The 12,125-nt window shown below is 41.7% G+C and carries 12 protein-coding genes; 6 read left to right on the top strand and 6 right to left on the bottom strand.

Features of this window, described 5'->3' with window-relative positions:
- Positions 1–516: 516 nt before the first annotated feature.
- Entirely contained in the window at positions 517–1,041 is a 525-nt protein-coding gene (locus AB4180_RS20685; RefSeq protein ID WP_102250151.1) for a DUF3087 family protein, read from the bottom strand.
- Between the two features lie 257 nt (positions 1,042–1,298).
- Between AB4180_RS20685 and trmY the strand changes: the two genes are divergently transcribed.
- Positions 1,299–1,898, top strand: a complete 600-nt coding sequence (trmY, locus tag AB4180_RS20680) for a tRNA (pseudouridine(54)-N(1))-methyltransferase TrmY (protein WP_009846285.1) — start codon at positions 1,299–1,301, stop codon at positions 1,896–1,898.
- Positions 1,899–2,034: 136 nt separating this feature from the next.
- Here the strand turns inward: trmY and AB4180_RS20675 are convergent, their stop codons facing one another.
- The 4 genes from AB4180_RS20675 to AB4180_RS20660 form a co-directional block, all read right to left on the bottom strand.
- On the bottom strand, positions 2,035–3,108 hold the full coding sequence (locus tag AB4180_RS20675; protein ID WP_102250152.1) for an HlyD family secretion protein: 1,074 nt from the start codon (positions 3,106–3,108) through the stop codon (positions 2,035–2,037).
- Positions 3,075–4,391: a glycosyltransferase gene (locus AB4180_RS20670; protein ID WP_167855742.1), complete on the bottom strand. Its 1,317-nt coding sequence runs from the start codon at positions 4,389–4,391 to the stop codon at positions 3,075–3,077. Before AB4180_RS20670 ends, AB4180_RS20675 begins: the two co-directional genes overlap by 34 nt.
- Positions 4,378–5,733 carry a diguanylate cyclase gene (locus tag AB4180_RS20665; protein WP_102250154.1) on the bottom strand — a complete coding sequence of 452 codons (1,356 nt, stop codon included), beginning with the start codon at positions 5,731–5,733 and terminating at the stop codon, positions 4,378–4,380. The genes AB4180_RS20670 and AB4180_RS20665 overlap by 14 nt, the downstream gene beginning before the upstream one ends.
- A gap of 411 nt (positions 5,734–6,144) precedes the next feature.
- Positions 6,145–7,245 carry a permease gene (locus AB4180_RS20660; RefSeq protein WP_102250155.1) on the bottom strand — a complete coding sequence of 367 codons (1,101 nt, stop codon included), beginning with the start codon at positions 7,243–7,245 and terminating at the stop codon, positions 6,145–6,147.
- A gap of 232 nt (positions 7,246–7,477) precedes the next feature.
- Here AB4180_RS20660 and AB4180_RS20655 point away from each other — a divergent pair, with 232 nt between their 5' ends.
- Positions 7,478–7,774, top strand: a complete 297-nt coding sequence (locus AB4180_RS20655; protein WP_004733042.1) for a helix-turn-helix transcriptional regulator — start codon at positions 7,478–7,480, stop codon at positions 7,772–7,774.
- Complete coding sequence (gene sigZ, locus AB4180_RS20650; RefSeq protein ID WP_041473163.1) at positions 7,758–8,372, top strand: RNA polymerase sigma factor SigZ; 615 nt, start codon at positions 7,758–7,760, stop codon at positions 8,370–8,372. Before AB4180_RS20655 ends, sigZ begins: the two co-directional genes overlap by 17 nt.
- Before the next feature lie 108 nt (positions 8,373–8,480).
- Here sigZ and AB4180_RS20645 read toward each other — a convergent pair whose 3' ends face one another.
- A complete protein-coding gene (locus tag AB4180_RS20645; protein WP_017065874.1) occupies positions 8,481–9,095 on the bottom strand; it encodes a YitT family protein in 615 nt (204 codons plus the stop codon).
- A gap of 396 nt (positions 9,096–9,491) precedes the next feature.
- On the opposite strand from AB4180_RS20645, the gene AB4180_RS20640 reads away from it, so the two are divergent.
- The 3 genes from AB4180_RS20640 to AB4180_RS20630 all read left to right on the top strand — a co-directional run bounded on the left by AB4180_RS20640 (position 9,492) and on the right by AB4180_RS20630 (position 11,889).
- Complete coding sequence (locus tag AB4180_RS20640; protein WP_080518039.1) at positions 9,492–9,719, top strand: hypothetical protein; 228 nt, start codon at positions 9,492–9,494, stop codon at positions 9,717–9,719.
- 15 nt (positions 9,720–9,734) lie between these two features.
- Complete coding sequence (locus AB4180_RS20635) at positions 9,735–10,940, top strand: MFS transporter (protein WP_102250156.1); 1,206 nt, start codon at positions 9,735–9,737, stop codon at positions 10,938–10,940.
- A 223-nt stretch (positions 10,941–11,163) separates the two neighbouring features.
- The gene (locus AB4180_RS20630) at positions 11,164–11,889 is read left to right on the top strand and encodes a sulfite exporter TauE/SafE family protein (protein ID WP_009846277.1); all 726 of its coding nucleotides are present in this window, start codon (positions 11,164–11,166) and stop codon (positions 11,887–11,889) included.
- The last annotated feature ends 236 nt before the right edge of the window (positions 11,890–12,125 follow it).

The following is a 12,125-nucleotide window of genomic DNA, read 5'->3' as shown; positions in this document are numbered from 1 at the left end:
AGATAATGAATTGACTGTGCTCTTTTTGGCTTTCACTTTAAAAAGTGAAATCAAACAGCTCAAGGCTGTACCAAATTGAATTGGTCACTCAGTTCATTGAAACCAAAGTTGATTCCGAGGAATCTGTTTTACTTCTCTTTATAAAAAGGGAAGATAAAACGTTTTGATATTCATCAACGAGTGCCCACACAGATTGATAGGTTTAAATTGTTAAAGAGCTTTGCTTGTCGAAACTTTCTTTTTACAAAGAAACCCTTGAGAGCGGACGTGAATTCTAGCGATTTAATTTTAAGTGTCAAACACTTTTTAAAATTAATTCCTTTCGAACTTTCCGTCTTACTGATTACCGCTGAAGCCTTGTAGCGACTGCCGTGTCAGTGAGGCGGCATTATAGAGATCATCGAAAACATGGCAACCCCTTTTTTGATAAAAATTCAAAAAAATTGCTTAAGCGTCTACTTTTACGTCAAAACCCTCTTTCATAGGCCAAAGCTCATACAATCAAGAGCATATAACTTAGAATTTCGCGACTAGATCTTTCGAGAATGTCTCTATATCCAGTTCTATACTCCACTTTTCACTCAGCTCCACTATGTTATCTAGAGATTTCTGAACCGTTTTTATCGTCAATGTATTGTTATCTAGGTCGTATACCTGTTTTTGCGTAGTGTAATAGAAGTAAAGGATAGTTAATGCTTCTCGATCGCCTTGCTCAGCTTTTGGTTGAATACGCTTAAGCTTACGATAGATTTGATTGTGAATTTGTTTCAGGTTCCACACATAAAGCGCTTCTTTAAAGTAATCATGCCCTTTCACACGGCTCGCAATAAACGCATTCAAGGCGACTGATAAAATCACCCCGAGTACATTCAAATGGAAATTACCCGTCGATTCCCCAGTAACGGAGCCAGCTGAACCAAAAAGTTCAATCAGAATGCTACCGAATACAATGGCAAACAAGGCGAGTGACCCAACCAATGAAACCAACAGTAGGTTCATCTTCTTTCTATATTCTTCTTTATTAATCTTCTGTAACTTCATCGACTACTTCCTTCTGCAAGTCACCTAATAATTTGCGCATACTATCTATGTAAACCTTGGTTCGCTTCAACCTTTACCATCTTGTAATGTGGTCACTCTCTATTTAATACGTAGAGTTCTTGTGGTCAGTACTATACATAACTCCATTTGACTTCATTAATAGAAAAGAGTTACATACCGCCATAATTTTTAGTTATTCATCAATTCATGTTGATTAAGCCTATTTCGCTTTATCACATACTGACAAGGTACATCCCATGCGTTCATTTGTATTACGCGCTCGCGCAGCCCCTACAGAGAGCAAACTTATCTTAGAAGGTGTTGGGCAAGACGCTCATACTGAGATTCTGGCTCATACTCTGATGAACACGATCTTCGTTGCTCAATCACACCGTGAGAATGTCACCGTGCACCTTGTATTAGAAAGTACTAAAGACTTTTCACGTACGATCACTTTCGATTCAAATGAGATCACTAACATTGGTGGCTTTCATGAATCGGCATTGTTATCAGCGGTAGTAAGAGCGGTTGATGCTTCTCAAGGCATGATAAAAGAACAGACACGTCAGGTTGAACCGGGCATCACTGTTCGTACTATGAGTTTTGAAAAGTTGGTTAAAGAACTGGCTGAAGACCACCAGCTGTACATGATGGATAAGAAAGGCGACTTTATCCGTGACGCAGAGATTGCGGAAAACCCATGTTTCCTTCTAACTGACCATATCCCTATGCCGAAGAAAAGCTACAACAGCTTGAAGCGTTTAGGGACAGAGAAAATCAGCTTAGGTCCAAACATGCTGTTTGCTTCTCAGTGTGTTGTGTTGATCAACAATGAACTGGATGTACGTGGTTTTTGATATCCACAGCTCTCTACGATAGTTATCTCTAAAGCAGAAGGTCTCTCTAAAACAGCAGTTCGCTATAAAAATAGCTAGCCCTAAAACCATAAATGGAGCGATACACGCTCCATTTATGGTCAAATTAGCGTGCTAATTAAAAACGCACTTCGACGGTCATCCCTTCAATCCAATATTCTCTAGGCAAATCAGCCGTAAAGTTCAATGCTACTTTGAGATATGCTGGCTGCCCTTCAAAAGGGCTTGCTAATTGAGTCGGCAACTTACTGACGATTTCTACCGAATCTGCAATCTCAGCCTCAAAAGTACTACCATTAGGAAACCTTACCTTGGTATGAGCTCCTATTATCGCATTCTCTAAATATTTAGGGTCTAAATACGCGACCACTTGCGGGATGGTATTCTTCGCTATCGTTACAAGCTCGTCACCTTCGAACACTCTCTGTCCTTCAACGACATGGATATCGACAACGCGGCCTGCATAGGGAGACTTAATCGACAGCTCTTGTTCAACAACACGTTTAAGTGCTAGATCTTTCATTAAAGCACGTCGAGCCTGACTAACCGGACCCGCTAATTCTCTTTCTTGTTCAGCTAATTTCGCATTTTGATAATCAAGTTTTTGTCCATTAAGCTGATTATTAAGTGAGTTACTCATTCCCACTATACTTGCGTAGTCCACATCGGATACCTGACCTTTTTTCCTATATTCTTCATATCGCGTTTGAATTTGCTGTACCGTGTTTAAATTACTGCGCGTTTCTTCAATGCCTTTCAAGTGCAGTAAGCCAATATCATCAGGAGACCTGATTTCTAAATCTAATAACTCAGCATGAAGAAATTCGATTTGCGCTTCCACTTCCATATTAGTCAACTGAATCGCTGTCTCTGATTTTAGGATTTGACTTCCATCGTCTACTGGAATTGGGCCGACTACTCCTGCAACTTTAGAGGTTAAGGTTACAGGATGCGAGGTAATGATTGCCGGAGCAATAACCAGAAAATTTGTCTTTAAGAAAAAATACGCTACGAATAATAGAGGGCTAACCACTAAGCTTAAGATTAAATACCAACGAAAGCGGTAGCCTCCTCTTTTCGCTTGTCCGTAAGCAACTTTGATACCATCATCCGATTGAGGGTTATTCTTTTTATCAAGATGAAATTTCACTTTCATTGTTAAAACCTTTTGCCTTTTTTCAATACCCACCAAGGAGCCATACTGGATTCTTCATGACTTCTTCTAAATAACTCATTCACCATAGAGAACGCCGTAATCAACCGCATAAAGAACTGATAAAACGGATACAAGATTAGCCATTTTGCCATCTTAAGATCTTCTTTCGCTCTTTCGGAAACCAACCCAATATAGACAGTAAAAAACAACAACACTGTCGACAAATAGACGCAGTAGATAAGGATCAGAAGTGCAGCAACAAAATCGAAGGGGTAAGCCCAAAATATGTAAAACATGAATAGCGAAACTAGAATGGGCAGCAATACGTTTTGTAGAACGCCATAAACTAAAGTAAATATAAAGTTTCCCCAACCGAGTAATCTAGGGGTTAGACCTTCATTGTGTTTCCTTAAAAACAGAAACAATAAGTCTCCATCCCATCTTAGCCTTTGTTGTACCAACCCTTTCAGTGTATTGGGTACATCAGTATGGCCCACAGCTTTAGGTGTAAAAGCGAGTTTATTGTTTGGATGTCTTTTCTTGTACTGTTTGAGCCTCATCGTTAAGTCGAGATCTTCAGCAGTATGGGTATCCCACCCTCCAACTTGCTTCAGAGTGTTCTTTCGAAAAGCACCAAATGCTCCTGATATATTATTTAGAACCCCCCAGTTGGATAGCCCCGTCTTACCCGCTTGCATTGATAACATATATTCAAGAGACTGCATTCGCGTAAGCAAATTTTCTTGCCAGTTTCTAACGCGTAAAGCACCTCCAGAAGCAATCACATTCTTATCAGTAAATTGCTTCATCATTTGTAACGCCATGTCGTTATCAAAAGAAGTATCACCATCAACATTAATAACAAAATCACCAGTAGCGTTATCTAAACCAGCATTCAACGTTGATACGCGACCTCCTCTTTGCCACTTAGGAATGACACGAACATCTCTGTTTCTTACCGTTTTATGTCTTTGCTCCCCTCGCATTGCAGCTAAGTAGGTATCTTCATTTTGAGTTGCTCCATCGACTACGGCTAAAATCTCAATCTTTCCGGGATAAAGCTGTTCAACAAGCGTGTCGATCGTTATCTCAATTGCATCTCCTTCTCCATAACAAGTAATTACAAACGAGATGCTTGGGTATTCTTTTATCTCTATGTCACTGGCCGAATAAGACCAGCGAAAGATTCCACTTAACACAAGCAGAAAGAGTGGGAGCTCCACCATAATCATCATGGGGAAAAGCATCAGCCAAAGCTCAGAGTTCTCTAAAAGCATCCCCCAGAAGTACTGTTGGAGATCAAGGCTAACTGACAGCATAGATTTCACTGACTTTACTTTCTAACCAATAACCAACATCTTCTTTCATTGTTGGATCGGGTATACCCCATGCAAAGACATTCAGCGTGAAATCGTCATCTTCGATTAAAGAACAAAGTGCTTCTATTTTCCCGCGTAATACTTCTATATGTTCCATCTTAGCTTTAGGCATAAATACAAGAAGAACATCGCTTTTAAACTGACAACAAATATCAGAATCTCTAAACAATCCGTTTAAACGCTCTGTAATTTGCTCGATCAAAGCAAACATTTTTGCGTCTCCATTTTTAGACACATACTGCGCTAAATCAGGCAGGTGTAACCCCAATAATAAGTGCTCTTCTTCGTGGCGAAGTGCAATCCTATTAACCCAGCTAAGAAGATTAGAAAAATACCCGCCGTCTACTTTCCCGCTTAAGGTCAGTTCAGGCGCCGATAGCTTCACTCCATGACGGAATATATACTCTCCCTGAACTCCAAGTTTCAGCGAATAAATCTTCCTAACAACCAACTTTGAAATATCGTTTTTTGTACCACACTCGAAACAAGAAGCTAATGTCTCCGCCTCAGAAAAAGAGTGAGAGCATGAGTTACATGTATGAGTTTCTAAAGGGCGATCATAATCCACTCCAATATGTCGAAGCTGAGTCAAACATTTCGGGCATTCTAATTTTTGATTGCGTTTGAAAAGCCCTTGTTCAGCAACATGGCCACACGTGAAACAATGGAGAGAGGTACGCTCAGTAATATCAATGTCTTTGCAAGAAGGACACGCTTCGATGTAGTTTAAGTGGGCACTGGCACATTCATGACACACTCTTACTCGGTCGATTAAATCCTCAATTTCAAAAGTGTCTCGCTTAGTCTCTGATAATACAAAACGATAAGTTGAACTTAACTCCGGATAGTAAAGCTCCACTAACGGATAGGAATATATCGATTTATGAGACAAATATTTGTGAGGTGATAATCGACGTCTTTGATACAAGCCTAACCACCCAACAAGAGGGTCTAATGTATCCGATGTGTCGATAATACTTTCTAACGTTCTGCGGTGTTGAATCACCTCTTCTTCAACACTTTCTGGATTTAAAGTGCCGTCTGATAAACACTCGGATAATGCACTATCTTCTAAAATATAAATCTTCCAAGACCAAAATTTCCTGCTACGGTGGAGTTGGCTCATCACGTCGTCTTGCGAACTAAGATCGCCATTTAGAACTATGACGCCGCCCAATAATTCAGGGAGTTGATTAATGTCACTGACTGGCACGAGCTCAAATGATTCTCTGGTTTCAAGTGTAGGGGTTCCAAGGCAGTAAATTTTCAACTTATCTTTCATTCATTAACTCCAAGTCTTTTGACGTTGTCATCGTTGAATTAAAGCTAAACAAACGTTAATTTTGAACGATGCTATTTCATTATTCACCCTTACATAAATACTAGATATCGATATGAAAACCGTCCAATAATCAGCCAAAAAGATTAAATATGCTCACCAATTAATTGACACCTACGAAACATGAATATTGTTAATACTTGGCATCAAAGCGGTTACATTCACGTCTAAAAGTAGGGGTTGATGAGTGTTATTTTCGATAGCAGCACTTCCGGAATAATAGCGTTCTCAAAAAAATTAAGCCTAATGCCCATGATTTTTTGACCTCCTAAACACAAAAAGAGCTCAACTAAGTGAGCTCTTTTTTATTATCTTATCTTGCTATCAATGGAGTTATCTAGGAATCAGACCCGATTAACCAAAGATGAAGCTGTATAGGAAGCCTGCCCCCATCGCCATGCTTAGGATAACGAATAGGAATGCTGCAATCATTTGGTTCTTGAAGATTGATTTAAGCAGGATAACTTCCGTTAAACTTGCACCTGCACTACCAATAATCAATGCCATTACCGAACCCAACGCCATGCCTTTCTGAACTAGAGCAGCACTTAATGGGATTACCGCTTCAGCACGAATGTACAGTGGAATACCAATCACGGCTGCTACTGGAATTGCATACCACATACCTTCACCAGCGTACTGTGCAATTAGGTCTGTAGGAATGAAGCCGTAGATGAATGAACCAATCGCGATACCCATCATTAGGTAAGGGAAAACTTGTTTAAAGTCTTTCCAAGTTGAGAACCAAATTCTCATCCAACGGCTAGGTTCTTTCTTCTCTACGATTTCAGCTGTTGCACTTCCATCCGCTGAACAGCATGAAACGGTCACTTGTGGCTCTTCTTTTTTAGAATCGCAGCAAGATGTTTCTTTTGCCATTACTGGTGCAGGTTCGCCACATGCACTTGTAACACATGAAGATTCCGCTTTAGCCGGTGCTGCTTTCTTAGGAGCAGAGTCACCACAGCTAGCGCCACAGCTTGAAGCTGAACCTGTTGATTCATACGCTTCAGGTTTTACGTAACGCTCAAAGCCAAGCTTCTCAAGTGCGTAACCAGCCACTACAGACACCGTCATTGCTACAAGGAAGTAGAACACCGCGACTTGCCAACCGAATGTAATCACAAACAAACCAATGATCACCGGGTTCAATAGTGGGCTACCGAATAGGAACACCATCATTGGACCGAAACCCGCTCTTGCACGCAGCAGTCCTTTTAGGAAAGGAATGGTCGAACATGAACAGAAAGGTGTAATTGCACCCAATAGCGCAGCAACCACATAGCCCTTACCATTACGTGAGCTCAGGATAGATTGAATCTTTTCTGGTGTAAGGAACTCTTGAAGAATTCCAACAATGTAGCTGATCGCTAAGAAAAGGATAATTAGCTCTACTGCTAAGAAAGCGAACATATCAAGTGCGTCTTTTAGCATTGTTAACATTTCATTGCTCATAATTAACTCCAAACTGGATTGAAGGTCGGGCTCTATGAGAAAAGTAACCAACCCTTAATTTCGAATATTCTCGAATTATAGAAATAAACAGCTCCAGATCAAGCTTTATTTCGATAAAAATCGAAATGATTTTCTAAAACACATTTTTCAATGACTTACACAGCCACCGTTTTTAAATTTGAATTCGACATACATTTCGACTAACATCGAAATTAAATCTTGAGGAGTTAATATGAACTTAGAAGTCGTTGCGAAAGCACTTAAAGAGTTGGGGCACCCTATTCGCCTAACCATTTATAAGAGTGTCGTTAAAGCTGGCTATCAAGGCATTGCAGTTGGCGGCCTACAAGAAGAACTAGGCATTCCCGGTTCTACCTTGTCTCACCACATATCAAGCTTGGCGTCTGCGGGCCTAATCAGCCAAAGACGAGAAGGAAGAACCCTATTCTGCGTGGCGGAGTATGAGTGCCTAGAAGGTGTGATTGATTTCTTACAAGACGAATGTTGCGTAAATGAACAGTGCAACTAATGCACCTTTGAACAAGGCAACTTTGAATAAGGCACCTTTGAAGCTCGAGCAAGTCTGGGCCGAGTATCAGCAAGCATTAAAGTCATTCCTGCATTCAAAGGTCAACAATTCTGCGGATGTAGACGACTTGCTCCAAGATATCTTGATTAAGACTTATCAGAACTTAGATAAGGTACAAGATGCGAGCAGCGTAAAGTCGTGGCTATTCCAATTAGCCAATCACACGATCATCGACTTTTACCGTAAGCACGCTCGACAACAACGTGATAGCCAAATTGATGCTGAAGATCTTTGGTTTACCGATTTAGACCACAATTCTGAGTTCAAGCAGAAGCTTTCATTATGTATTGAACCCTTTATTCAGGCGTTACCAGAACAAAGTTCATCATTACTGCTTGCTGTCGACATCAAAGGCCAAAGCCAGAAAGAGATCGCAGAGGCTCAAAACATCAGCTACTCAACCGTTAAGTCTCGTGTTCAGAAAAGCCGTGGGGATCTTAAGAACTTGTTTGAAGAGTGCTGTAACCTGTCACTTGATCAGCAAGGCAATGTGATTGACTGCGAGCTCAAACCAGACAACGATTGCAGTAAGTGCTAATAGCCATCCCTAAAATAGAACAAAGCCAGCAATTGATGCTGGCTTTGTTGTTTTCATAATCTGTAAATTACTTTGATTAAGTGAACCTAACTACTCTGCTTCCACTTACTACGCCGCTTCCGCTTTAACAACTGGTTGATAGCGCCCCGGTTTATGGTTCATCGCCAAAATCAAGTTGGTGACGATTGCGCCCAGTACAGACAACAGAACCAGCGACACATCAACGATAAACAGTGAAAGCACAACAATCGTACAATCTAGTGCCATCTGAACCTTACCCGCTCGAATACCAAAACGTTCTTGTAAGAACAGCGCCAGAATGTTGAAGCCACCTAAGCTCATTTTATGACGGAAGATCACCAACATGCCGGTACCAATCAAGCCACCACCAAGTAAAGCTGCATACAATGCATGAATTTCGGCAATTTGAATCACGTGATACAAGTGATCCACGGCGAACGAAACAATCGAAACCGCGATAAACGTATTGATGGTGAAGCGCCAGCCCATACGAGCAACCGACAAAATATAGAAAGGTAAGTTAAGTGCGAAGAACACTTGGCCAAAGCTCAAATCTGTCACTTTGGTAATGAAGATCGCTAGACCAGCCGTGCCTCCGGTGAGCAAACCGACTTGATTGAAAAAGATAACGCCGAGTGACACTAGCGCGCTACCTAAGATCAGTGCCAGTAAGTTTTCGCGAAGGTTATGATCTTTATCCATGTGAATGACTCTCCCTGAATCTTTTAACATCGCGTTTCAGTCCCGTTGAAACGATTGAAGTACAAATTTACGATGTTTAACAGATAAGTCGAGTAATTGCGCAGTGTTACTGAGTGATTAATTTGTATACTCGTTTTTACAGGCTTTAAAATACTTCACTAAAGCAAGCAGTTATATCTAAAAAATCAAATATCCATCCTAAATTCTCCGCTTCTACCACATAATCAGCCAGCTTCGTGTTTTCCTATTTATTAGCTACGTTTCATTCCAATTCCAGCGATGCTTAAATCTATGCATAAAACGCATAGACTAAATCACAAAAGGTCATTTGATACATACCCTACTCGTCATTATGATGCGCGACTTCTTACAACATTGAGCGCATGTAAGCACCTTATGTTTTCACAATCTCTTTTTGCCCAACTCGCCAGAATGACGCTATTCCTTGTTATTAGTTTGGTCATTGTGCATCACAGTCAGCCATTGATTGATCTCTTGGCTCAGCATGCCGTTAGCAGTGGATGCCACCAGCAGTCAGCGCATGAGCATTCCGGGCACGAACACCATAATAAGATGACTGACCAACACATGTCAGCGCAAGACCACTCACATCACCACCATTAATTTAAGAGTATTAGAATGAGCATTTTCCGTTTTCCTTTACTGGTATGGCTTGGGATCGGCACACTTATTATCAGTCTAGGGATCAGACAATCATTCGGCATTTTCATGATGCCAATTTCAGAGCATTTCGGCACCGGCCGCGAGTTTTTCAGCTTCGCCATTGCTCTACAAAACCTGCTGTTCGGTGTGTTCCAGCCTTTTGTGGGCATGGCCGCTGACAAATGGGGAGCAAGACGCATCATTATTGCTGGCGCATGTGCTTACGGTTTGGGTTTACTTCTTACCTCAATGTCTACCGAATCAAGCATGCTTTACGTTTCACTAGGCGCATTAGTTGGCCTTGGATTGAGTGCGACGAGCTATGTGATCGTGTTGGGCGCGGTAGCAAAAGTAGTACCTGCAGAGCACGCAGCGAAGGCATTTGGTTTAACCACAGCAGCAGGTTCATTTGGTATGTTCGCGGTAATTCCGGGCGCGCAATACATGTTGAACGAATTTGATTGGCAAAGTGCGATGCAAGTCTTTGGCGTGCTTTGTTGTTTGATGATCTCATTTGCACTGTTTATGCGAGCACCGAAGTCAGCAACCAATAAACAAGTAGAAGACACCCAGACACTGAAAGAAGCACTGTCTGAAGCATTTTCGAACAAAAGTTATTGGTTGATTCATGCGGGCTTCTTCGTGTGTGGTTTCCACGTGATGTTCATTGCGACGCACTTACCAAGTTACTTAGCCGACAAAAACCTACCAGCAAGCAGCGCAGCAATGGCACTGGCTTATGTAGGTATCTTCAACATCTTCGGGTCTTACTTCTGGGGTGTGATGGGCGATAAGTTCAGCAAACGTCATGTAATGTCGGCACTGTACTTAGTGCGTACTGTAGTTATTGGTGCGTTTGTGACTTTGCCAGTGACTGAGTCAACCGCGGCTATCTTCGGTGCGGCGATTGGTTTCTGTTGGTTGGGTACGGTTCCGCTAACGTCTGGTTTAGTTCGTCAGATCTTCGGTGCTCGTTACCTGTCGACGTTGTACGGCTTGGTATTCTTTACTCACCAAGTGGGTAGCTTCTTAGGCGCTTGGGTTGGTGGTCGTATTTACGATTACTACGGTTCTTACGAGCCAATCTGGTGGTCAACGGTGGTACTGGCATTTGCAGCAGCACTGATCCATTTGCCTATCAATGACAAGCCGATTGAGCGACTGAAATTGGCAATGGCTTAGCGTTTAACGTTGACTCCCCCAACAGCAAAATCGATAAGCAATCCAATAAGAGAGTGGATATTGAAAGGAGCACATCCTGAGATATTCGCTCTCTTTTTTATTAGCCGTTGTAATCGAAATTATAACTAGCGAAACTTGCATAAACCTCACTGAATAATAAGACTATTCTTTTCGTTTTAATTTATAGTATTCACTTGCTCCTTTAAAACTAATCCGCAGGCTTATGGAATACCTAGATCAGACCGCCCTTATCGCAATGGCACTCATTTTTGCAGGCTCATTTGTGCAAACCGCAATCGGCTTTGGTTTGGCCATTGTGGCTGCCCCACTGCTGTTTTTGGTTTCACCAGACTATGTACCTGCGCCTATCTGTTTAGTTGGCCTGTTCATCTCGTTATTCAACGCCTTTAAACACCGTGCAAACATTTCTATTGGCGGATTAAAAATCGCATTACTAGGACGCATTCCAGGCTCACTAGCAGGCGGTGCCTTGTTGGTGATGGTTTCAACGAGCGTGTTGTCACTTTGGTTAGGTTTATTAGTGGTATTTGCAGTGATTGTCAGCTTGCTTCCGTTTAGGTTAGAGCCGACGCCTGCCAAAATGGGCATCGCGGGATTCTTCTCAGGATTCTTTGGCACCAGTTCAGGTATTGGTGGCCCGCCGATGGCACTGCTACTCCAACACCAAGATGCCAATCAGCTGCGTGGCAACTTGTCTGCCTTTTTTGTCTTTAGTTCAATCATTTCGTTGATTGTTCAGATCCCAATTGGCTTCTTCACTATGCACCATTTGATCATCACCATACCTTTGCTGCCTGCTGCTTGGTTGGGTTACAAAGTGGCGTTAATGACCACGCAAAGCATTCCTAAAGAGAAGATACGTATTGGTTCTTTACTGTTATGTTCTATCAGTGGCTTTACTGCCATTTGGCAAGGCTTAGCTGGTTAGTATAGAGATAACGTAAGTGCTGAAGGTTGCTTACGTTTTGTAACTATTTTAATGACAGCTCACTCATCTCGATAAGCAAGCTCATATGACTGACTAGTGACGTTATCCATTATGCTCAAATACTCTAATGCGGCGCCTTATTTAAGCTTTAAAGTCAGTACCACACTGTCGTAAACATCTCTATCTGGCGGTCACGATTCCCTCTCATTCACCATCAATAAACCATTACTGCATAA

It is taken from the genome of Vibrio sp. 10N.286.49.C3, from assembly GCF_041469545.1.
In the GTDB taxonomy this organism is placed as follows: domain Bacteria; phylum Pseudomonadota; class Gammaproteobacteria; order Enterobacterales; family Vibrionaceae; genus Vibrio; species Vibrio tasmaniensis_A.
This window is presented reverse-complemented; position numbering and strand designations above follow the sequence as displayed.